We start from the raw sequence: 22,133 nt of genomic DNA on the forward strand, positions 1-22,133 counted from the left end.
GGTAGCACGACACAACTTAGAAGCGAAAGTGTCAAAATGGAAGTTTAAGAAAAATCTGGTAAAAAAAGTTCAAAATGTATAAAAGGTTTTTTAAAAGAATACTAGATTTTTTGGCATCATTATTAGCTTTGCTCCTATTATCACCGGTCATCATCATATTGATCATATTGCTGATGTTTGCCAATAATGGAAAACCATTTTTCTTTCAAAAAAGACCCGGGAAAGATGAGAAATTATTCAACATTATCAAGTTCAAGACCATGAAAGATCCAAAAGACAAGGATGGTGAATTGCTTGACCAGGCACAACGTATTACGAAAGTCGGCGGATTTGTTCGAAAAACCTCTTTAGATGAACTACTACAGTTGATCAATGTTTTAAAAGGAGATATGTCAATCGTGGGACCCAGACCACTATTGATTCAATACCTTCCTTTATACAATAAAGAACAGGCCAGGAGGCATTTGGTCAAGCCGGGTATCACTGGCTGGGCCCAGGTAAATGGGCGTAATAATTTATCACATGAAGATAAATTTGCCCTTGATGTGTGGTATGTTGATCATTTAAGTTTCAGCACCGATTTAAAAATCTTGTTGAAAACCATTCAAAAAGTATTCAATCGAAAGGATATTTCCTCCATTGAGCAAGATTCGTTTATTCCATGGGAAGGAAACACCTGAATAAAGCATAGTTTAAGTATTGACAAAGGCCTCTAATTGTCAATTTTGATTAAAGAACAATGGGCTCATTAACGATGGTTTATAGGTTTTAAGGCATTATTATGAAACAAACCAGCTAGCCCCCATATTTTTTAAATTATTACTATTTTTGGGAGATGCTCAGTTGGGTGGAGTACAGCCAATGCCATAATGGATACAAAATTTGTAGAAGGATGATTGATGGGTTTGAAGATTCCAATAATATATGTACATATACTTTTGAAAAGTATAAATACCGGATTCTAAAGCTACATTAAAGCACAAACTTTCGGACGACGGTTATAATTGATGATAATAGTAGGAAGTATTTTAAAAACCCTAAAACCTAAATCAATTCAATGTAAGACTTCTCTTTTTCTTACCTTTTATTAATTCTATCAATAAAAATTAGTTATTATTCAATCTTGCCTACAGTAAAGATAATTTAATTATTCATTCAAATTACTCGGACTTCATCAAATGAAGATATTAATACATGAGGATTAAATAATTTGTTCTGAAATAAGTAAGCATTATGGTGAATGTTCAACCCGTTATCCATCAAACCAATGGTCTTCCATCCAAGCTTATTTGGGGTAATAAAATCTTTCTCGACATTATCGGCTACATAATAATAATTGCCCAGCACAATCATTTCTTCAATAATTCTAAAGTTCTTATCGTTAGGTTTCTCTGAACCTATTTCCTCAGAAACTACTATTTTATCTATCATAGACAACAAACCTAAAGCTTTTATCTTCTGCATTTGCGTTGTTTTGCGTCCATCAGTTATAATTCCTATTTTTCCGTTCTGTTCCTTTATTTTTTTAAATACTTCCTTAACTCCCTTAAAAGGATGTATTGTAGGCACATGCTCCCGATACTGTTGTATCAATTCCTCTTTTGACAGGTCATAACTCGCGGAAATGATTTTAAAAACATCCATTCCACTTCTATAAAGCGAAAACAAATAAACAAAAAGTGGTTTCCAGTCCCTAGGTTCTAGATTTTTGGAAATCTCTACATAGGCTGATTTTAAAAAATCAAGTTCATTGTATAGGGTATCGTCCAAATCAAAGGCCACCACAGTATTTTCATTAACTCTGATGTCCACGTACCAATATTTCATCACAGTAACGTAACATCATCAAGTTCTCTTCCCAACATTCGAAGTTTTCAACGATCTTTTTTCCAAAAACATACTCTTCTATTATCCATTTTGGGTAATTGGCTCCTGCCAAATAAGTTAAGGGAAAACCACCTCCAAATCTAGGGTTTATCTCTATCCCATATATCTTCTCATTATTAGTCATGCACTTAAAAATCTGTACGGTTAAACATCCTCTGGCGCCCTCTATTTTTTTCAACCGTTCAATTAAATAGGGTACTAGTTTATCAGATACGGTTACAGCTTTGTTTACCTCACCCGCCCTCACGAAAACTCTTTTTCTGGGTACTACACATTTAAGCAAATTATCCCGCCCATAGTATAGGTCGCAGGTAAACTCATCAAAGGTTTCATGATCTAAATATTCAAGAAACATTAGCTTTTCATTTTCAAAATGAGTGAAGTTAAGTTCTTGTTTTGAACGTATGATGTAAGTGTCAACACTATTACTTCCGTTATATGGTTTTATAAAAAGGGGGAATTCGTAATTATCCTTGGTATACTCTTTCGCAACGCGAATATTTTTTGAGAGAAAAAAAGTTTGTGTATTTCTTTTGTCTCTACACTTATTAATAAATTCAATTGAGGAAACCACTATTTGAATATTGTATTCCTCAAATTTGATTCGGTTAAGTGCAAGCAAACTTAATTCATTATCTATAGTTGGGATAATCAACGAAATTTTATTTTTTAAACAAACTTGTAAAAGGCATTCTAAATAATTGTCATCATTTATCATTGGAAGTTTAAAGGAAGCATCGGCCACATTACAAGCTGCGGAAGCAGTCGGATTGGCATCTGCCGCAAAAACCTTTCCATTAGGAACCAATAGTTTTAATTCTGTCTGGAACGCTCTTACCAATGAAACACGTCGCCCTGCTGATGTTATCAATATATGCATAAAAATAAAAATAACTAATCTTGAGGGTTTTTCGGCATAACTAGCTAATAAATTGGCATAGGATTAAGAAAAAGTCAGGTTTTTGAAGTATTGTTTAAATCTATTTGCTATTTAATATGTTTGTAATGAATATCTTTCAGTCCATGTGGAGAGAGAATTAAATATTCATATTGAATTTGTGAAATGGAATATTTAAATCAAGACATTTTCCAAGGCGACAGTTATTTAAATTAAGACTAAAAAATCGACAACGTGATAAAACAAATTGAAAGTAACCCAAACGTTAAAGTTATATTTTCTGATTTTTTTGATACTTTGATACATAGGCGGGTACATCCTAATTACGTATTCCGGATATGGGCAAAGTTCATGATAAGGGAACTAGGGCTGTATGTTGATGTGGACAGTCTTTACCAAATAAGACTAAGTGCCGTAAAGTTTCTATGCAAAAAAAAAGATGTCAGTAACGTAGAAATCCCCCACGAATGCTTAATAAAAGAGGTGTATAAAAGATTGTTAAACAGTGAAAAAATATCTGATATTTCTTACGATACATTCAGTAACTATTTTATTGAGGCCGATTATGGATCAGAAGTTCACACTCAATTTGTTAATAAGGATTTACTAAAAAAACTAACTCTAGCTAAAAGTAAAGGCTATGGTCTATATTTAATTTCTGATATCCATCTTTCCTTGGGCATAATGCAAAGAATATTGGCCTTCCATGGGCTTGATCAACTATTTGATGGCATTTATATATCCTCTTCTTTAGGTAAAAGTAAGCAAAGTGGAAATATTTACGAATTTGTTTTGAAAGATACAAACTCTAGTTCTTTAGAAACGGTGATGATTGGAGACAATAAACGAAATGATTACATTAAGGCTAAAGAAAATGGATTGCACGCAATTCACTTAAAACATTTGAAGCATAAGTTTAGGAATAAACTAAATTTATTTGGAAATGATCAAAAAAAATTTAATTCAATATGTAAAAGTAAAGAGGTTAAATGTAGAAGAAGTGATTACTTATTTAGTGAGTATATCATTCATTATTATTTTTTTATAGAAAGACTTTATATAGAGTCAAAGAAAAAAAATATTAAAAACCTATATTTTTTGGCTAGAGAAGGTTTATTTCTTAAAGAGCTTTTTGATTATTATCAGGAAGCCAATGGTCTTAATAAAACAGATTTTATTACTACCCATTACCTTAAAGTTTCTAGGCATTCAGCAATGCTAATATCCCTGAAGACTCTCGATAAAGAGAAATTTAAATCTATAAAAAATGAATATGGTGTAATGTCTTTACGACAATTTTTGGAATCTTTTCATTTTTCCAAAGAAGTCCTTAATAGTATTCTCGATGACATACCCTTCGAAGCAGATAAAGTCATTAAGGACTTTGTATCTTCAGAAGTAATGGAATATTTAAGAGTAAACGAGCATTTTACAAACCATTATAATCATAAAAGATTACAGCAAAGGCGAGCTTTTACCGAATATTTGGATTCCTTTGGTGTCGACTATAAAAATGAAGGTATAGTTTTGGTAGATGTAGGTTGGGGAGGGACTATGCAAGAAGGTATCAATCATTTTTTAAAACGTAAGGTTAATGTTCAGGGATATTATATTGGTCTTAGGTATATCTACAACATAGAAAAGAAAACTAAGCGATTTGGGTTGAATTTTTCAGTTTATCCCAGTCAGGGGTTTTCCGATTACATTCTTTTAGCCAATAGTCAACTTTATGAACAACTTTTGGCAGCACCGCATGGAAGCGCCATTAATTATACTTCGATTGAACAGGGATTTGTTTTAGAACATCACGAGGAAAATGAGAAAGCTGTATATGAAAACTTTATTTCTCCGATTCAAGACTTTATGTTCACTGAATTTAAAAGTTTTATCAAATGTCTTGCTCCCAACGTATACTCCCAAGATATGGCTCAGTCTTATCTTACAGATATGGCATTACGTCTTGGTCTTTTGACATCAAAAAGAAAACTCAGATTTATTCATCAAATATCCAAAGGGTTTTATCAAAATGTCGGCAATAACAAGGTGGGTTTGGTATATAATCCAAAAGCAGTAGGTGTTTCTAAAAAAGAGCTTTTAAAATTATTCCTATGGTCACCGGAGAAAATTTTCAGATACTTGGTCAAAATAAAACCTCTATTATATTCCAAGGGTAAATCTTGGTTAGGTTTACCCATTTGTCTTGTATATTATTATATACGCTTAAACCGTTGGGTAAAAAGTAAACTTTTTAAGAATAATTTAATATAGGACCTGAACAAGAGCTTAAAGTAATAGTTTATTAAGGTTGCCTTGCAACAAAAAAAGGGGACAACTAGATAAGAGCCATGCGGCTACTGTCTAATTATACTTTTCGGTTTCAAATTCTTCTACTCTTTCGTAACCCAAAGCGGAGTGTATTCTTCTTTTGTTATCCCATGTTTTTATACGGTGCAAGACCAACCGCTTTGCTTCTGATCTAAACCCACTCTATCTCTAAAACTTAAAGGCAGAATACGTTATTTCCTTGCCCAACAATTTCTTTTTCTGCTTATACTTTGTTTTACAAATTCTCCATGAATTTTTATGGTATTGGTAAATCTGTAACTGGCATCTTGAGATTCTCTATTGGAATGGAATATGAGTTCTTTCGAATTGGTATTTAATTTAACAGCCCTATTCCAAGCTAGATCAATAATGTCTTTCGTACGGAGATTATCGCTCATTGAATATCCGAACATTTGTCGATTGAACAGATCTATGATTACCGTAAGATACTCAGCCTTGTTTGGTTTGTATAAATATGATATCGTGCACCTATACTTGATTCCGCCTGGAGACTCTTAAGTTCTGGTTTAAAATATTTACCGCTATCTTTCATTTATGGGTGGAGTTTGTAGTAAACCTGAATTTATGTTTTCTTTGGACAAATAGGCTATTAGTCTTCATTATCCGGGAAACTCTGGGCCTTGAAACACAATACCCTTTTTCGACAGGTTCACTATGATTCGTTGATTATTAAAGTTTCAGTACCGGTTTAAAAATCTTGCTGAAAACCATTCAAAAAGTATTCTAGTGAGACGGCGTTTACTCAAGTTAGCAAGATGCAGATGTGTTTGGCCAGTGGAAAGCAACTACATAAATAAAGTATTTTTAAGTATTAACAAAGGCCTCTAATTGTCAATTTTGATTAAAGAACAATCGGCTCATTAACGATGGTTTAAGGGATATTAACCGAAATATTACGATGCAACCCAACTTAACCCGGATATTTGTTCTGTTAGTACTATTGTTCATATCTATTTAATAGGATATAATAGACAGGGAAGTGATAAAATTCAGATTTATTATTTTTGTGACCAAATCTTATCAAAACTTAGATCGATTATATGTATGATAGAAATCATAAAGGATAAAGAAGTTTGGGACACTCTTGTGAAAAAATGTGATTTCGCAGACTTTTACCATACCTACGACTATCATCACACGGCTAAGGCTAAAGATGAAGAACCAGTTTTGATTCATTATAAAGAGAATGACAAAACAATAGTTTTGCCACTGCTTTTCAGAAACATTCAATACTCCTTATATAAAGATGCGACGTCGGTTTATGGGTACCCTGGGCCAATTACCAAAAACATAACTTCTGATTTTAACTTCAGTGTATTTCAAAAAGAAATACATCAGTTATTTCGGGAACAAAATATTATTTCTGTCTTTTCCAGGTTAAACTCATTTATACCTTACCAAGAAAGCTGTTTGCTCGGCCTGGGCCAGACGGAAACGCTAGGGAGAGTTGTATATATCGACTTAACTAAAACACTGGATGAGCAATGGGCGGCTTACAGTAAAAGGCTACGGACATATATAAATAAGTCGAGAACCATATACACTATTAAGAAAGCTAATGAACCAGCTGATCTTGAGGCATTCATTGCATTATATTATGAAAATATGAGGCGGGTAAATGCAAACAAGGAGTATTTCTATGATAAAAAGTATTTTCTTGATTTAATAAATAATAATGATTGCGAAACTGAACTGTTATTGGCCATCAATAAAGAAACAGCTGAGGTGGCCGGAGGGGCCATCTTCACAAAAAAAAATACATTTGTGCAATATCACCTTGCTGGAACCGGTGAAAGATATCTGGATTTAAATCCTGTTAAACTGTTAATAGATGAAATGCGGATTAGAGGAACCCGGGAAAACTTCAAATATTTTAATCTTGGTGGTGGTGTTGGTAGTCTGGAAGATTCATTATTCTACTTCAAATCGGGATTTTCAAAAGATTCAATACTCTTCAAAGTCTGGAAATATATGGTGAATCCTATTATCTACGAAGACTTGGTTCAAGAGAGAAAGGATATTCAACATTCCGATGAAACATTGCAATACTTTCCCCGTTATCGTAATAACGAACAATTTAACTTTGGTATAAATGAGAAACAACCTATTTATTTCAAACACCTTCATACAAAAGAATAATGAGTAAAGCGAATTTTCACCATGTCCATCTAAATGTAACGGATCTGGATACGGCGATTGCCTACTATCAAAAATATTTTGGTGCTAAAAAGGTGAAGTACCGTGGCAAGACGGATGCTCTATTTACTGAGAAATCCTTTTTGTTACTCGATCAGGTCGAAGAATCCCCTAAAACCCACATTGGTTCCAGCCTATGGCATATTGGCTGGTCGGGAGTGGATGGTCATTCTGAGTTTGACTGGCGAGTTAAGGAAGGGATTGAGGTACATACTCCCATTAACCCACTTGGCGATAGTCATTGGATGTACTTTTTTGGCCCGAACAAAGAGGTTGTTGAGGTCTTTACCGGAAACAAAAACCATACTTTTGAGCACATTCACCTATTGGCTTCAAATGTTGATGAGACCATGGATTGGTTCAAATTGCACCTTGGCTTGACTCCGGTAAATGAAAGTGCACAACCATGGGGCAACGGTTTATTTAAATGGAACATGCTACACGTAGACAATATAAATATCATGGTGAATGGCAGACCGGTTGAAGAAAGATCCTGGTTTCCTGAAAAATTCAAGCCTACAGATGGAACCGCATTTGATCATATCGGATTTTCCTTTGAAAATATCGAACCTATCTTTGAACAAATGAAATCTGCAGAGGTGAAAATTGTACAGGGTATTAGAATTGATCCTGTTCATGGCCTAAAAAGTTTTTTTGTCCGAGGACCTGATTATTTGCTTATTGAAATAGTAGAGGAAAAACCAATCCCAGAGGGTATTTGGCTTTAATTCTAAATTATAATTGAGGAACGATACAATCACAAAATCACTTGCATGCTATTTTAAAAGAATATCGATTATTGGAAACTAAAAAGAGTGGAATTTCATTCATCTAAATAAATTACGGTTTAGCTAATATTTGACATGGTTAGGCAAGAAAAAATTTTATTATTGCATTACTTTGCCTTATAAAAGATTGATTTTCTAAGGCTTCAGGTTTCTAATAAGATATTGCTATGGTGCAATAAAAGAGGTAATACTTAAACAAATTTAACACAATGTATACACGGTTTTTTAAAAGAATATTAGATTTTTTGGCATCATTAATAGCTTTGCTCCTATTATCACCGGTCATCATCATATTGATCATATTGTTGATGTTTGCCAATAACGGAAAACCATTTTTCTTTCAAAAAAGACCCGGGAAAAATGAGAAAATATTCACCATCATCAAGTTCAAGACCATGAAAGATCCAAAAGACAAGGATAGTGAATTGCGTGACCAAGTACAGCGTATTACGAAAGTCGGTGGATTTATTCGAGATACTTCTTTAGATGAACTACTACAGTTGATCAATGTTTTAAAAGGAGATATGTCAATCGTGGGACCCAGACCACTATTGACTATTTACCTTCCATTATATAATAAAGAACAGGCCAGGAGGCATTTGGTAAAGCCGGGTATCACTGGCTGGGCGCAGGTAAATGGACGTAACGACATATCATGGGATGATAAATTTGCTTTAGATGTATGGTATGTTGATCATTTAAGTTTCAGCACCGATTTAAAAATCTTGTTGAAAACCGTTCAAAAAGTATTCAAGCGAGACGGTATTACCTCCGGTGAGCATGATATCTATGAGCCGTGGAGAGGTAACACCTAAATAAAGCATGGTTTAAGTATCGACAAAGGCCTCTAATTGTCAATTTTGATTAAAGGACAATCGGCTCATTAACGATGGTTTAAGGGATATTAACCGAAATATTACGATGCAACCCAACTTAACCCGGATATTTGTTCTGTTAGTACTATTGTTCATATCTATTTAATAGGATATAATAGACAGGGAAGTGATAAAATTCAGATTTATTATTTTTGTGACCAAATCTTATCAAAACTTAGATCGATTATATGTATGATAGAAATCATAAAGGATAAAGAAGTTTGGGACACTCTTGTGAAAAAATGTGATTTCGCAGACTTTTACCATACCTACGACTATCATCACACGGCTAAGGCTAAAGATGAAGAACCGGTTTTGATTCATTATAAAGAGAATGACAAAACAATAGTTTTGCCACTGCTTTTCAGAAACATTCAATACTCCTTATATAAAGATGCGACGTCGGTTTATGGGTACCCTGGGCCAATTACCAAAAACATAACTTCTGATTTTAACTTCAGTGTATTTCAAAAAGAAATACATCAGTTATTTCGGGAACAAAATATTATTTCTGTCTTTTCCAGGTTAAACTCATTTATACCTTACCAAGAAAGCTGTTTGCTCGGCCTGGGCCAGACGGAAACACTGGGCAGAGTGGTGTATGCAGACCTGAATGAAACACTTGATAAGCAATGGAAACTCTATCACAGGAGACTTAGAACGTATATCAACAAATCCAGAACTATTTACAAAATAAAAAATGCCAATATACGTGCTGATTTAGATTCGTTTATTGATTTGTATTATGAAAATATGAGGCGGGTAAATGCAAACAAGGAGTATTTCTTTGACAAAAAGTATTTCCTGGATTTAATCAACAGTTCTGATTTCGAGACTGAGGTATTACTGGCTATTAGCAGAAAGACAGGTGAAGTTGCGGGAGGGGCAATGTTTACAAAAAAGAATACTATTGTACAATATCACCTTTCTGGAACCAGTGAAAGATTCTTAGATTTAAATCCTATAAAATTGTTAATAGATGAAATGAGAATCAGAGGAAACCAGGCGAACTATAATTATTTCAATCTTGGCGGCGGTGTTGGCGCTAAGAAGGATTCATTATTCTATTTTAAATCAGGATTTTCTAAATACACATTACCGTTCAAAGTCTGGAAATATATTGTGAATCCAAATATCTACGAAGATTTGGTTCAACAGAGAAAGGATATTCAACATTCCGATGAAACATTGCAATATTTTCCCCGCTATCGTGTTAACAAATAATAAAACTTTAGCATAGCTGTAAAAAAAATAATAATCCTCACACACTTATTAATTGGTTAGGAAAAAAATCAGACAAAATAAGAGGCGATTTCTTAAGAAACCTGTTTATTCATTTCATTACGCAAGCAGTGAAGTGATTTAAACTTTTTGGATTGTAGGAGGATTGTCGATTGTTTTAGAGTTTTCGCCTGAAAAAATATGTGCTGTCAATAAGAAATTGTTGTTTTGTCAAGGATTAGGAATTAAAATGAAGTATTAACGACTAACCTCTTTAGATATAACTATTCTAATCAAGTTTAATTTTTGAAAATATTATAAATAGCAATAAAACTTACAGGTAGATTATTCTGCTTATTTAATTAAATTTATCCCGTAATAATTATTAAACTTTTAACCTAAATAATAAAACAATTATGAAAGAAGAATATTTAAAAAGTGTTCAAACCATGGATGATATCATAAAAACCTCCTATGCCTGCATTGGTGGTGAACCAGGAGAACCCAGAGATTGGGAATTCTACAGGTTTTTATTTCATCCGGATGGAAAATTAATCAGTTATGAAAATGATACGAATGGCAATTTAAGACCTCAGTTTTTATCTCCTGACGAATATATTAGTAGAATTGGAAAATGGATGGAAACTAAACGAACAACAGGCTTTTATGAAAGAGAAATAGGTAGGGTCGAAGAAAGGTATGGCAATATAGCACATTGTATAAGTACTTGCGAGTCTTTTCATAGTAAAGAGGATATGGAAGCCAACAAGAATTCTTATGTGAGAAATGTGCATAGTATACAATTAGCTTATTATAAGGAAAGATGGTGGATTCTTAGTATGTATTGGCAACGTGCAACACCAGAATTTCCTATCCCGGAAAAGTATTTGCAGTATAGTAAATAATTACTGATCTGGATTTTATAAATTATACAAGGGCATAAAATTTCAATGTTCTTGTATAATTATTAATTTCAAATATATTCAATCTGTTCGTGGTATAGATATATCTAAATTTAATCTAAGAAGGGATTGGTTCAATTTTACCATTAATGAGAATGGTTTAAACGATATTCTCCCAGTTGCCCGTGTAACAAGGATTCATAAGCATTTGGATAATCCCGCAATAATAGATGATTGCTAAATAGTGAGTGTAACTTTTATGGGTAGATACTAATATTATTACTTATTAAACAATAATAAAAAAGGCGATTCAATTAATGTCAAAAAAAATATTTTTAAAGGATTAGTTGTTTAATCCATTAAATAATTGAAAATACGGATTAATTGATTGAAATCTAGCTAATAAAAATACGATAGAAGTAAATATTCCGTTAAATTATATGAAAAACTAAGCAACTAACGATTGAAGTTTTATTTGTATTTAATGCGCTAATATGATAAAGATTAATTTAATTGAATATTTTGAAAATACTGTTGATTCATTTCCCGATAAATTAGCACTTGTTGACAGTACCTCTCAATTAACTTTTAACGAGTTAAAGCAAAAAGCAAAACTTGTTGCAACTCAAATATCTAAAAATAACAATTCAATTAATAGCCCTGTTGCTATTTATTTACCTAAAACCAATGATGCAATTGCTTCATTTTTAGGTACTTTATACAGTGGCAATTGCTATACGCCATTAGACACGAAAAATCCTGTCCCAAGAATTGAAGCGATCCTAAAAGCATTAAACCCATCATGCATTATAACAAATGATCGGTTTATATCGAACATAAAAAAATGTAATTTAGATATTAAGGTCATCAATCTTGATGAATTAGAACAAAAGAACAATATTGACGAAAGTTTTAATTATCAAAAATGTATAGATACTGATCCGGCATATATATTGCATACCTCAGGTTCTACAGGTGTACCAAAAGGAGTTGTTATTTCACATTTGTCCATTATCGATTATATAAATTGGGTAGTTGACACTTTTGATATAACTGAAAAAGAAAAAATTGGGAATCAAACCCCATTTATATTTGATATGTCTACATTAGATATCTATCTAATGATTTTTAAAGGTGCAACACTCTTTATAATTCCTGAACAGAAGTTTATGTTTCCCGCTACTCTGTTAGATTATATAAATGAATATAAAATAAATTTTATTTTTTGGGTTCCGTCAGTTTTAGTCAATATTGCAAATCTTAATCTTTTTAGTTCAATTAAACTCCCAACTGTAAAAAAGGTTTTATTTGGTGGCGAAGTTATGCCGCCTAAGCACTTAAGTTATTGGATTAAAAATTTAGATAAAAATGTTGTTTATGGAAACATGTATGGCCCTACTGAGATAACAGGAACATGTGTTTGTCATATTGTTGATGATACATTCAATGAAAATGAGTCTTTACCTATTGGTAAGCCATGCAGAAATACTGATATATTAGTACTAAATGATAAGGATGAACTTTGTAAAGTTGGAGAAAAAGGTGAATTATGTGTTAGAGGATCTTCACTTGCACTTGGTTATTGGAATAATTTTGAAAAAACAAATGCTGTTTTTGTTCAAAACCCATTGAATAAATCGGTACCTGAAAGAATATATAGAACTGGTGATATTGCCTTTTTAAATGATAAAGGTGAATATATTTATATAGGAAGAAAAGATTTTCAAATAAAGCTATCCGGGTATAGAATCGATTTAGGAGAAATAGAACATTATATTTTAAGTGTTTTTGACACTATAAACGCAGGTGTATTTTTTGACAAAACGAAAAATGAAATTGTTTTAATATACGAGTCTGAAAATGAAATATCCATTAAGGATTTTAGATTAAAACTAATGCATGTTTTGTCAAAACACATGATTCCAACAAGGTATATTAAAATGGACGTTTTGCCTAAATCAACAACTGGAAAAATAGACAGAGCTTTATTAAACAAAGAAATAAATAATACATAATTTTATTAAAAAAATAGAAGCTTTATTAATCAATTATATTTAGTTTATTTTGAAGAAAAAAATATTAGACTTTTTAACTGAAATTAGACCGGAATTCGATTTTACTACATCTAGCAATTTTATTGAAGAGGGTATGTTGGACTCATTTGATATTGTAAGTTTAGTTGCTTCACTAGATGAAGAGTTTGGAATTTCTATTGATGGAACAGAAATTTTGCCGGAAAATTTCTCAAATGTCGATAGTATTTTTCAATTACTAATTAAAAATGGTGTTACAGAATGAACTTAAAATTTCATAATAAAAAAATTACAGGCATTCTTACAGTTTTGCCCGAAAATGAAGTCAATTTTGACGACGAGATTGATAATTATGACTGCTCAAGAGGTCAGTCTATGAAGCTCAAGTTGATTATGGGCTATGGTAAGCGTAGGGTGGTCAAAAAAGGGACAACAGTATCGGATCTATGCGTTTTTGGCATGAATTATCTTTTTGATAACAATCTTTTAAAAAAGGATGAAGTAGATGCTATGATATTAGTGACGCAATCTCCTGATCATTTTGTGCCAGCTACTAGCCACATTATCCATGGTAGGCTCGACTTAAAACAAGACATGATTTGCTTAGACATTAATCAAGCTTGTTCAGGATATCCAATCGGATTAAACCAAGCATTTATGCTATTGGAACAAGATGAGGTGAATAAAGTGGTAGTATTAAATGCCGATATCATGAGCCGTAAAGTTTCGGTAAAAGATAGAGGTAGCAGACCATTGACCGGTGATGCCGCTGCCATCACTATTGTTGAAAATGATACATCGGATAATATTATTTATGGAACCGTTAATCTTGATGGTAAAGGAGCCGATGCCCTGATAATTCCGGCAGGTGGTTTTAAGATGCCATCCACGCCAGAAACTGCAGAACTAAAAACCGACAAAAGTGGAAATTCCAGATCTTTGGATCATTTAGTAATGAAAGGGGACGATGTTTTTAATTTTGTTCAAAAAGAAGTTCCTCCCATGATTGAGAACTTACTGGATAAGGCAGGTAGCAACAAGGACGAAGTAGATTATTATATGTTTCATCAGCCCAATAAATTTATGCTGAAAAAGCTTGCAGATAAAATGGGGGTGCCCTATGAAAAAATGCCAAACAATATTGTTGAGAATTTTGGTAACTCCAGTGGTGTCTCCATTCCTACCACTATTACTTACAATTTAGGTGAAAAACTATTGACAAATTCCTTTTTAATTTGTCTAGCTGGGTTTGGAGCAGGTTTGAGTTGGGCCTCATTACTCATGGAAATGGGAAATCTGGACTTTTGTGAAACAATCGATTATACTAATTAAGCTATGGAAGATTTTATATCATTAATTGCTGAAATCCTGGAAGAAGAATCTGTTGAACTTAGTGATGAGCTAGATTCATTCGAGGCCTGGGACTCATTGACCGTTTTGTCGATCATCGCATTTTGCGACTCAGAATATAATGCACCTTTATCAGCAGAGGAAATTAATAATTCAGGTACCATATTGGGGTTAAAGGAGCTGATTGAAAGTAAAATGTAGTATTTCATTATGGTGTAAGTTCAATACTATATTTTTGGATCGCTTTAAACTAGATTTAAGTTATATTAAAAATTAATTTTGTAAATACTTATATTGCAATAGATACTTATATAATTGTCCCAAACTGTACAACCAAAAAAATAAATATAATTATGAGGAACATTATCATTTTAGGAGCAGGAGGAGCAGGCGCTGAAGTAACATTTTATATTGAAGATCATAATTCAAAGGTTGGAAATGATCAAAAAATCAGAATATCTGGTTATATTGACGACTCTAAAGAGAATTGGGAAAAATATAATTATAAAGCACCACTTTTAAGTGATATTGATTCATATACTCCTAATGAAGGCGAAGAGGTCTTGATTGCAATAATGGATATTAGTTTAAGGGAGAAAATGATTAAAACTCTTTTAGACAAGAATGCCAAAATTGGTAGTTTTATACATCATAGTGTTGTAATGCCCGAAAACCTTGATATTGGTGAGGGTAATATAGTTTTCCCATTCTGTATTCTCGAGAAACATGCAACCATAGGCAGTTATAATTTTCTTACATCTTATTGTTTTATTAGCCATGATTGTGTGGTGGGTGATAATAATTTCTTATCAGTGGCAGGTTTCGCAGGATCGGTCAAGGTTGGTAGCAATAATTACTTTGGATTAAGATCTACAGTAATTCCCGGCGTTGAAGTAGGTAACAATAATGTTATACAGGCCGGTATGATTGTTGACAAAAATGTGAAAGATGACACCACGGTTTTCTATAGGTTTAAAGAAAAGGTTATGGCAATTCCGAAAATAAATTAGAATAGGACTGAATTCATAAAAAACAATAATGTACCCTGCGGGGAAACAATGATTAGGCTTATAAAGCAGGCTTTTTTTACAAAAAAATGGTTTCCCCTTTATTTGTTGTATAGACAACACAATATAACCATATTGATTCTCCCAAATGATATGTAGTACAATGTTTTAGGATATCAAGTTGAAAATACATGAAAGACAATCCGTTTACTTCGGATATTTTTACCAACATATGGTCCAAGCACTTTGACCATGCAGCGCAGGGCATCCGTTTTTCCTTTATAAAAAATCTTCTATTTTTAAAACATAAATATTTACCTATTTACTTCAATTACGGTAAAACACATACCAAGGGAATTTCCTATTCTTTGAACAAACACAATATTTCGGATATTCGTAAGAAAACACTTCTAATTTATGATGTCCCCACTTATTTTAATGTGGTAACCGAAATAGAAAATAAAAATTTAAGGTTTAAGAGAATAAAGCAATATCCAGGATATTTAATTGAATTGCAGTCATTTGAAGATGTTAATCATTATATGCAGACAACTTTCAGTAAAAGCAGCAGGTATAAACTGAAAAAATATAAAAAAAGACTGGAACTGTGCTTTGATATAAAATATAAAATGTATTCTGGTGATATTTCCAAAGACTCCTACGATCATATATTTGAACACTTTAAAACCTTACTGGAGAAAAGGTTTGCTGAAAAACAAATCAGAAATAACAACCTTGATCCTGCAGAATGGAATTTTTACTATGATGTGTCTTATCCAATGATACTGGCAAAAAAAGCCGGTCTTTTCGTTATATATGATGGTGATAAACCTATAGGAGTGACTTTGAATTATCTGTCAGGAGAAATCTTATTTGATGCAATAACTGTTTTTGATACAGATTATGCAAAGTTTCATCTGGGTACCGTAACTATTATGAAACAGATAGAGTGGTGTCTTCTTAATGACATTCAAATTCTGGACTTTTCCAAAGGGTATTTTGAATATAAAGAGCGTTGGGCCACCAAAAAATATCTTTTTGAATATCATATTTACTATGACAGAAATTCCTTGCTATCTCATATTATAGCGCATAGCCTAAAATTGTTTTTTAATCTAAAACAGGGGCTTAGAAAACGACATGTAAATGAAATGATACATAAACTGACATTTCAATTAAAAAATAGAAAACAACCATTAAAAGTAGGGTATACTTATTCTTTAATTGATGATAACACACCAATTTCATCTCCTCAGCTAAAACAAATAGATCATTTCTCTAAGGAATATGAATTCTTAAAAAATGCCATATTTGATTTTTTATATTTAAATCAAGAAAACCACCAGATGCTTCATGTTTATCAAGTTATCAATGAGCCAAACACTTATATATTAAAGGGGCAAGGACATCAGGTGAAAGCCCTTGGTGAATGATTAATATTTAATCAATGGGAGTATTTGATAACAGATATTGACATTTTACCCTGGAATTTTTCTATTAGAGGAAATTATACCCTTTTTACTATAAACATATCCAAAACAAATAATAGCGAATGGCTAAATCCAGATTTTAATGGATATAAAAAAGATTTACAATAAGAACTTGATCAAATGGAAATATTACTGGCAATTGCCTTAACCAATGATCTTAAAGCAAAAAAGATAGATGCTTATTTCAAAAGTCTAAAAGCCTTAATAATTTTTAGACAAAATAAAGAAGTATATGGGGAAACTAACTTAAATTACGAAAAAATCACAATTACCAATCCAAACAGTTATGGAAAACTAAAAGAGATTCCTCATAAACATGAACGCCCTTTTCCATTGAAGTTGGTTGTAAATGATTTTCTTTATGCTAATATAGAACACAAAGATCAAATGATTTTTCAAGAAGTACTTCAGGAACAAGGTTCTTTTATAATTTCAGGAAAAAATATTACCCAAAAAATTACTTATGTAAAATAATTTCCAATAGTAAATCATGCATGTATATTTATAAAATTTCATAAATAGCAATATAAAGTCCTGTTTAACATATAAAATCTAGGGGATAAATTCGCAAACCAATGGGCAATAAAGTTTTATACAAAACAAATTTTTATTTTAATTTTTTTGAAAAGAATATATACCCCAAAATTTACACTTCAATTAAATCTAATGTCAATACAATTCCAATTAACTCCAAAACCCTAAATGATTTTGAACTGGAGGATTTTGGCACCTTAATCATAGAATTGTTCCCCTCCTATTTAACTTATCAACTTGATAGCCGGTACGCTTTTGATCTATTAAAGATATTCAGGGTAAAAGGGTACTGCATCACAATTGGCAAAGAAGAAAGTTTAGAAGGGTATTTAAAAACTTATTTTAAGCCAAATTTCAGAACTTCCATGAGAAGAAGGCTTAAAGGCTTGGAAAAATGCTTTAATGTAAGTTATCGGATGTTTTATGGGAATATTGAACGAGGTGAATACGATTACCTAATGAATGAGTTGCATGCAATGTTAATCAGACGATTTGCGCAGCGTAACGACCAAAATATGGCTCTAAGCAGATGGAAAGATTACTACGATAATACATTTGAGTTGATTAATGAGAATAAAGCTTCCTTATATGTGATCTACGACGATGTCAAACCCATTCAAATTTCATTAAGCTACCATTGCGATAAAATTCTGTTTTTATCAATCCCATCATATAATATAGATTATTCGAAATTTGGCCTGGGAAATATTTCAGTATTGAAAATATTGGAATGGTGCATTGTCAATAAGTATGAGGTTATGGACATGGGTTTTGGTGCCTTTGACTATAAGGTTAAATGGTGTAACCAAACCTACGATTTTGAGCATCATTTATTTTATACAAAATCATCAATACTTTCAAGAATGTTGGTATTCTATATCAGCGTGAAAACCAAATTGATCAATTATTTACTTTCAAAAAAAGTCAATCTTTATTATCATCAACTGAAAACTTTCTTTCTTGGAGGGAAAAAGTCTGACCTAAAAAAATTTAGTAAGGAGCAGGTGGATGCTAATTCATTAGAACTAAATAAATGCAAAATAATTTATCCTATGAAAGATAATTCATTTGCGTTTTTGAGAAGAGCACTTTGCGACTTCTTGTATACATATCAAGAAAATGTATCTAAAGTTGAGGTCTATGAATTTGAGAGAAACAGGACTTTTTTTTTCAAAGTAGAAAATCAAATACTAAAGATTACATATGAATCCTAGCGCGCTGGATACCCATTCCATAATAAAAATGTCCGTTTTATTTGATCTTTAATATTTACAGGGCCATTCTGAAAAAGATTTGACCTCCTCCGGATAAACCGGATAATTCAAAACTAGTAGCCCCTAGTTGGGCTTCTTCCATAATTGGTATCCATAAATACAAGAATTACTTCAAAATGCTACATATTATACAATAAGATCAGTGGCAATAACATACCAATTACCAAAAAAGCCTTCGAAAGCAAGTTGGTCTTCTGAATCCCAAATAGGGAATTAAATTTGGTACTGGAAAAAGTAAAAACATTAATAAAATCTAATTCCTATTTATTTAAACTAATTACATTTTCGCTCTCTTCAACCATGGAATATTCGGTTATTCTATTTTGTTTATGTTCTTCTTTGGTACATCTTACGCCGTCCGTACATCCGTTCGAGATCTGCAATTCCCCATACCCGGTTCCATATATTCGATTACTATCTATTCCTGAGTCAACGATATGCTTAACGGCACTATCGGCCCTTCTCTGCGATAGCCACTGGTTATAATCTGCCTTGCCCCTTGAATCTGCATGTCCTTTGACTTCTATGATAACATCTGGATATTTATTCATAAATGCTACCAATTCATCCAAAATACCTTGATCGGAAACAGTTAAATAAGAAGAATCGAACCTGAAAAATACTTTATTGAGATTGGAAAGCTCATCCATTTTCTGTTTCTGCAAGTCAATTGCTTCCTGATTGGCCTTATTTTCAGCTGCTAATCTGGCAGCCTCTTCCTTTTCCCTGGCTAGCCTTTCTGCAAGTGCCGCAGCTGCAGCCTCCGCTTCTAAAGCCGCGTTAATTGAATCTGAAACACGCTTGGCCTCTTCTTCCATGGCATTAATTAAAGCCAGTTTTTCGAGCCCTTTTTTGGTAAGCTCTTTTTCAATATTAAATTGATAAACAACACCTACAGCGTGTTGTATGTGGTTGGATGCTTCGTTTCCGAACGACCATTTTCCAGAGGAACTAAAATCCAGCCCCCATCTATCTGAAAACCAGGTTCTGAATCCGATTACAGCATTATAAGTTCCTCTCCCAAGATCATTCGCGTACGTATATCCTGCTCCTACGCCCACATAAGGATCAAACCAACCTGTCTGGCCTACTATTTTGTTTAAATCATAGCTAAACCTAGTATCAAAACCAAAATAGTCCTTATCCTCAGGATTAACAACACCATCTATGATTTTGCCTTTTTTATAATTGTTATAAGATGTAATTGCTTCCAATCCTATTCCGCTCTTAAAATAACGGCCTATACTTATTCTAGAGGGAAAAGCAACACTATTGTAATAGCCTTTAATTTTGGTAATATTGTTCAATCTATCTCCGGAATCATTCACAAAATTCCAGCCTAAACCTACCATCCAGGAACTCACCACCATACTGTCCTTAGCAGTTAACTGAAGTTCTTCCTGCTGATCTAGTACAAGTTGTTCTTGTTGAGTTGATTGAATTTCTTCCTGTGCGTAAAATGCATATGTCCCAAAGAAAAGAACAGCGAGGGCGCTTGTTGTGTAGGATTTCATAATGTAATGATTTAGGAGTATTACATTACAAAATTACTATCCATTAAATACGATTCCTACAAAGCAAGTTGATGTGCAATTAAATTCGATATGAAACCTAAAAATGCTATTAATAATTACTAGTTATTACTGAGCATAATTTCCTTCTCGGTAAGTGGCATTTTATATAGATAAAAGGGCATTAATACAGCCGTAGAAGAACCTTTCTTTTGATTAGACTCTGGTTTTCTCGCAAAGATCATTTTATCGTCCTTGTCCTCCATCCTAGCTAATATAGGAGTATTCATATCAGTTGTTTTTCCGTTACAATAGATCACAACCATTTCAGTATTAAAATCAATTTCAGGAATTTGAAGTCCTGGCTTTCGAGTCATATTTACTTTGGTAAAGAATCTTTTTAATGCCTTGTTATCCCGTATGACTAATAATTGTTCAGATTCCGCTCCTCCGTAATTATCACTCAATATTAGTGTTAAAGGATTATTGCCCAACTCCTGATAATTTATGTCTTTAACCTTATCCTTTTGACTGCCACAAGTTCCCGCCAACATTAATAGTCCCAAAATAAGAATTCTCATGAGAAATTACTTTAATAGGTATTGTTATAGTGAGCCTTATAGGCTTTTTCATAGAGTGCCTCGTACAAGGGTAGTACATTCTTTATATCAAAATTCAGGGCCACCTGATAGGCATTCTCCTTAAACTCTGCAAGAACAGTATCATCACTAAGGATTTTTAGTGCATTTTTAACCATATCATCCACGTCGCCTACATCGCTCAAATAACCGGTCACCCCATGTATGTTAACTTCCGGAATCCCCCCTGTATTACTCGATATTACAGGAGTCCTGTTTACCATTGCTTCCAGAGCAGCTAAACCAAAACTTTCTGATTTAGAAGGCAATAGAAATAAATCAGAAAAACAAAGTATTCTATCAATCTCATTACTATTACCTAAAAACACCACTTTATCTGCAATACCCAATTGCTCACATAAAAACTCAGCGTGCTCCTTTTCCGGGCCCTCACCAACCATTATCAATTTAGCCGCTAATTGCTTTTGAATGCCATTAAAAACATGAATAACATCAGGAATATGCTTTACTTTTCTAAAGTTACTAATATGGGTAATTATCTTTTCATTTTCATTTGCCATTAGTGATCGCTGACAGTCCGTGAAATCCAAACTGTATTTTGTTTTATCAATAAAATTGGGGATCACCTCAATTTCTTTTTTAATATCGAAAAAATCTATAGTTTTCTGCTTTAAATCTTCTGATACTGAGGTTACTACATCGCTTTTATTAATGCTAAAGTTCACTGCTGGTTTATAAAAAGGATGGTTACCCACCAGGGTGATATCTGTACCATGCAAGGTTGTAATCATGGGTATATAAATACCGTCTTCTTCAAGTATTTTCTTCGCCATATAACCAGCATAGGCATGCGGTATTGCGTAGTGGACATGAAGTAATTCTATGCCATAAAGCTTAATTGTATCAACGAGTTTACTCGAAAGCGCCAATTCATATGGCTGGTAATGAAAAAGAGCATATTCCGGTACGTGTACCTCATGAAAATGAATTTTATTACTCAATAATTCTAGTCGAACCGGTTGTCTGTATGTGACAAAATGTATTTCGTGCCCTCTATTGGCCAAAGCAATCCCTAATTCCGTGGCAACAACGCCACTTCCTCCAAAAGTTGGGTAACAAACTATAGCTATTTTCATTTAACAGGCTTTTTTTAAATTGCTGTATATTAGTCTCTTATATGGATTGAGAAAAGATAAAACCTTCCTTATTTACAAATCTAATA

21 protein-coding genes are annotated in these 22,133 nt (G+C 32.9%); 15 read left to right on the plus strand and 6 right to left on the minus strand.

Annotation, left to right across the window (positions count from 1 at the left end; translation table 11 throughout):
• Positions 1-74 precede the first annotated feature (74 nt).
• Positions 75-680 (plus strand): sugar transferase, encoded by a 606-nt coding sequence (locus Q0874_RS15825; RefSeq protein ID WP_299164489.1) that lies wholly within the window; start codon positions 75-77, stop codon positions 678-680.
• Positions 681-1,155: 475 nt separating this feature from the next.
• Here the strand turns inward: Q0874_RS15825 and Q0874_RS15830 are convergent, their stop codons facing one another.
• A complete protein-coding gene (locus Q0874_RS15830; protein ID WP_299164490.1) occupies positions 1,156-1,827 on the minus strand; it encodes an HAD family hydrolase in 672 nt (223 codons plus the stop codon).
• Complete coding sequence (locus Q0874_RS15835) at positions 1,796-2,767, minus strand: ATP-grasp domain-containing protein (RefSeq protein ID WP_299164491.1); 972 nt, start codon at positions 2,765-2,767, stop codon at positions 1,796-1,798. The genes Q0874_RS15830 and Q0874_RS15835 overlap by 32 nt, the downstream gene beginning before the upstream one ends.
• Before the next feature lie 252 nt (positions 2,768-3,019).
• Here Q0874_RS15835 and Q0874_RS15840 point away from each other — a divergent pair, with 252 nt between their 5' ends.
• Complete coding sequence (locus tag Q0874_RS15840; RefSeq protein WP_299164492.1) at positions 3,020-5,053, plus strand: HAD family hydrolase; 2,034 nt, start codon at positions 3,020-3,022, stop codon at positions 5,051-5,053.
• A gap of 248 nt (positions 5,054-5,301) precedes the next feature.
• Here Q0874_RS15840 and Q0874_RS17385 read toward each other — a convergent pair whose 3' ends face one another.
• Positions 5,302-5,610, minus strand: a complete 309-nt coding sequence (locus tag Q0874_RS17385) for a DDE-type integrase/transposase/recombinase (protein WP_367275455.1) — start codon at positions 5,608-5,610, stop codon at positions 5,302-5,304.
• 565 nt (positions 5,611-6,175) lie between these two features.
• Here Q0874_RS17385 and Q0874_RS15845 point away from each other — a divergent pair.
• The 13 genes from Q0874_RS15845 to Q0874_RS15905 all read left to right on the plus strand — a co-directional run bounded on the left by Q0874_RS15845 (position 6,176) and on the right by Q0874_RS15905 (position 18,741).
• Positions 6,176-7,270, plus strand: coding sequence for a GNAT family N-acetyltransferase (locus Q0874_RS15845; RefSeq protein WP_299164493.1), 1,095 nt, complete (start codon positions 6,176-6,178; stop codon positions 7,268-7,270).
• Complete coding sequence (locus Q0874_RS15850) at positions 7,270-8,055, plus strand: VOC family protein (RefSeq protein ID WP_299164494.1); 786 nt, start codon at positions 7,270-7,272, stop codon at positions 8,053-8,055. The genes Q0874_RS15845 and Q0874_RS15850 overlap by 1 nt, the downstream gene beginning before the upstream one ends.
• A gap of 269 nt (positions 8,056-8,324) precedes the next feature.
• Positions 8,325-8,930, plus strand: a complete 606-nt coding sequence (locus Q0874_RS15855; protein WP_299164495.1) for a sugar transferase — start codon at positions 8,325-8,327, stop codon at positions 8,928-8,930.
• A 252-nt stretch (positions 8,931-9,182) separates the two neighbouring features.
• The gene (locus tag Q0874_RS15860; protein WP_299164496.1) at positions 9,183-10,214 is read left to right on the plus strand and encodes a GNAT family N-acetyltransferase; all 1,032 of its coding nucleotides are present in this window, start codon (positions 9,183-9,185) and stop codon (positions 10,212-10,214) included.
• 413 nt (positions 10,215-10,627) lie between these two features.
• Positions 10,628-11,116 carry a hypothetical protein gene (locus tag Q0874_RS15865; protein ID WP_299164497.1) on the plus strand — a complete coding sequence of 163 codons (489 nt, stop codon included), beginning with the start codon at positions 10,628-10,630 and terminating at the stop codon, positions 11,114-11,116.
• 491 nt (positions 11,117-11,607) lie between these two features.
• Positions 11,608-13,128: an amino acid adenylation domain-containing protein gene (locus tag Q0874_RS15870; protein ID WP_299164498.1), complete on the plus strand. Its 1,521-nt coding sequence runs from the start codon at positions 11,608-11,610 to the stop codon at positions 13,126-13,128.
• Between the two features lie 49 nt (positions 13,129-13,177).
• Positions 13,178-13,411, plus strand: a complete 234-nt coding sequence (locus Q0874_RS15875) for an acyl carrier protein (RefSeq protein WP_299164499.1) — start codon at positions 13,178-13,180, stop codon at positions 13,409-13,411.
• On the plus strand, positions 13,408-14,478 hold the full coding sequence (locus tag Q0874_RS15880) for a 3-oxoacyl-ACP synthase III family protein (RefSeq protein WP_299164500.1): 1,071 nt from the start codon (positions 13,408-13,410) through the stop codon (positions 14,476-14,478). The genes Q0874_RS15875 and Q0874_RS15880 overlap by 4 nt, the downstream gene beginning before the upstream one ends.
• Positions 14,479-14,481: 3 nt before the next feature.
• Positions 14,482-14,697 carry an acyl carrier protein gene (locus Q0874_RS15885; RefSeq protein ID WP_299164501.1) on the plus strand — a complete coding sequence of 72 codons (216 nt, stop codon included), beginning with the start codon at positions 14,482-14,484 and terminating at the stop codon, positions 14,695-14,697.
• Between the two features lie 152 nt (positions 14,698-14,849).
• Positions 14,850-15,506 carry an acetyltransferase gene (locus tag Q0874_RS15890; RefSeq protein WP_299164502.1) on the plus strand — a complete coding sequence of 219 codons (657 nt, stop codon included), beginning with the start codon at positions 14,850-14,852 and terminating at the stop codon, positions 15,504-15,506.
• 188 nt (positions 15,507-15,694) lie between these two features.
• Positions 15,695-16,936 carry a GNAT family N-acetyltransferase gene (locus Q0874_RS15895; protein WP_299164503.1) on the plus strand — a complete coding sequence of 414 codons (1,242 nt, stop codon included), beginning with the start codon at positions 15,695-15,697 and terminating at the stop codon, positions 16,934-16,936.
• 177 nt (positions 16,937-17,113) lie between these two features.
• Complete coding sequence (locus Q0874_RS15900) at positions 17,114-17,467, plus strand: hypothetical protein (protein ID WP_299164504.1); 354 nt, start codon at positions 17,114-17,116, stop codon at positions 17,465-17,467.
• 101 nt (positions 17,468-17,568) lie between these two features.
• Positions 17,569-18,741, plus strand: a complete 1,173-nt coding sequence (locus Q0874_RS15905; RefSeq protein WP_299164505.1) for a GNAT family N-acetyltransferase — start codon at positions 17,569-17,571, stop codon at positions 18,739-18,741.
• 320 nt (positions 18,742-19,061) lie between these two features.
• Here the strand turns inward: Q0874_RS15905 and Q0874_RS15910 are convergent, their stop codons facing one another.
• From Q0874_RS15910 to bshA, 3 genes are all read right to left on the minus strand, one after another.
• Positions 19,062-20,315, minus strand: coding sequence for an OmpA family protein (locus Q0874_RS15910; RefSeq protein WP_299164506.1), 1,254 nt, complete (start codon positions 20,313-20,315; stop codon positions 19,062-19,064).
• Positions 20,316-20,434: 119 nt separating this feature from the next.
• Positions 20,435-20,893: a hypothetical protein gene (locus tag Q0874_RS15915; RefSeq protein ID WP_299164507.1), complete on the minus strand. Its 459-nt coding sequence runs from the start codon at positions 20,891-20,893 to the stop codon at positions 20,435-20,437.
• 11 nt (positions 20,894-20,904) lie between these two features.
• Positions 20,905-22,047, minus strand: a complete 1,143-nt coding sequence (bshA, locus tag Q0874_RS15920) for an N-acetyl-alpha-D-glucosaminyl L-malate synthase BshA (RefSeq protein ID WP_299164508.1) — start codon at positions 22,045-22,047, stop codon at positions 20,905-20,907.
• Positions 22,048-22,133 lie beyond the last annotated feature (86 nt).

Origin of the sequence: uncultured Eudoraea sp. (assembly GCF_947490415.1) — a bacterium.
GTDB lineage: Bacteria > Bacteroidota > Bacteroidia > Flavobacteriales > Flavobacteriaceae > Eudoraea.

What these genes read in the sequence shown, in the direction of transcription:
- Q0874_RS15860 (WP_299164496.1), top strand. Translation starts at nt 9,183, where the DNA reads ATGATAGAAATCATAAAGGATAAAGAAGTTTGGGACACTCTTGTGAAA.
- Q0874_RS15870 (WP_299164498.1), top strand. Translation starts at nt 11,608, where the DNA reads ATGATAAAGATTAATTTAATTGAATATTTTGAAAATACTGTTGATTCA.
- Q0874_RS15885 (WP_299164501.1), top strand. Translation starts at nt 14,482, where the DNA reads ATGGAAGATTTTATATCATTAATTGCTGAAATCCTGGAAGAAGAATCT.
- Q0874_RS15895 (WP_299164503.1), top strand. Translation starts at nt 15,695, where the DNA reads ATGAAAGACAATCCGTTTACTTCGGATATTTTTACCAACATATGGTCC.
- Q0874_RS15855 (WP_299164495.1), top strand. Translation starts at nt 8,325, where the DNA reads ATGTATACACGGTTTTTTAAAAGAATATTAGATTTTTTGGCATCATTA.
- Q0874_RS15835 (WP_299164491.1), bottom strand. Translation starts at nt 2,767, where the DNA reads ATGCATATATTGATAACATCAGCAGGGCGACGTGTTTCATTGGTAAGA.
- Q0874_RS15825 (WP_299164489.1), top strand. Translation starts at nt 75, where the DNA reads ATGTATAAAAGGTTTTTTAAAAGAATACTAGATTTTTTGGCATCATTA.
- Q0874_RS15910 (WP_299164506.1), bottom strand. Translation starts at nt 20,315, where the DNA reads ATGAAATCCTACACAACAAGCGCCCTCGCTGTTCTTTTCTTTGGGACA.
- Q0874_RS15880 (WP_299164500.1), top strand. Translation starts at nt 13,408, where the DNA reads ATGAACTTAAAATTTCATAATAAAAAAATTACAGGCATTCTTACAGTT.
- Q0874_RS15830 (WP_299164490.1), bottom strand. Translation starts at nt 1,827, where the DNA reads ATGAAATATTGGTACGTGGACATCAGAGTTAATGAAAATACTGTGGTG.
- Q0874_RS15890 (WP_299164502.1), top strand. Translation starts at nt 14,850, where the DNA reads ATGAGGAACATTATCATTTTAGGAGCAGGAGGAGCAGGCGCTGAAGTA.
- Q0874_RS15865 (WP_299164497.1), top strand. Translation starts at nt 10,628, where the DNA reads ATGAAAGAAGAATATTTAAAAAGTGTTCAAACCATGGATGATATCATA.
- Q0874_RS15900 (WP_299164504.1), top strand. Translation starts at nt 17,114, where the DNA reads ATGGAAATATTACTGGCAATTGCCTTAACCAATGATCTTAAAGCAAAA.
- Q0874_RS15850 (WP_299164494.1), top strand. Translation starts at nt 7,270, where the DNA reads ATGAGTAAAGCGAATTTTCACCATGTCCATCTAAATGTAACGGATCTG.
- Q0874_RS15845 (WP_299164493.1), top strand. Translation starts at nt 6,176, where the DNA reads ATGATAGAAATCATAAAGGATAAAGAAGTTTGGGACACTCTTGTGAAA.
- Q0874_RS15905 (WP_299164505.1), top strand. Translation starts at nt 17,569, where the DNA reads ATGGGCAATAAAGTTTTATACAAAACAAATTTTTATTTTAATTTTTTT.
- Q0874_RS15915 (WP_299164507.1), bottom strand. Translation starts at nt 20,893, where the DNA reads ATGAGAATTCTTATTTTGGGACTATTAATGTTGGCGGGAACTTGTGGC.
- bshA (WP_299164508.1), bottom strand. Translation starts at nt 22,047, where the DNA reads ATGAAAATAGCTATAGTTTGTTACCCAACTTTTGGAGGAAGTGGCGTT.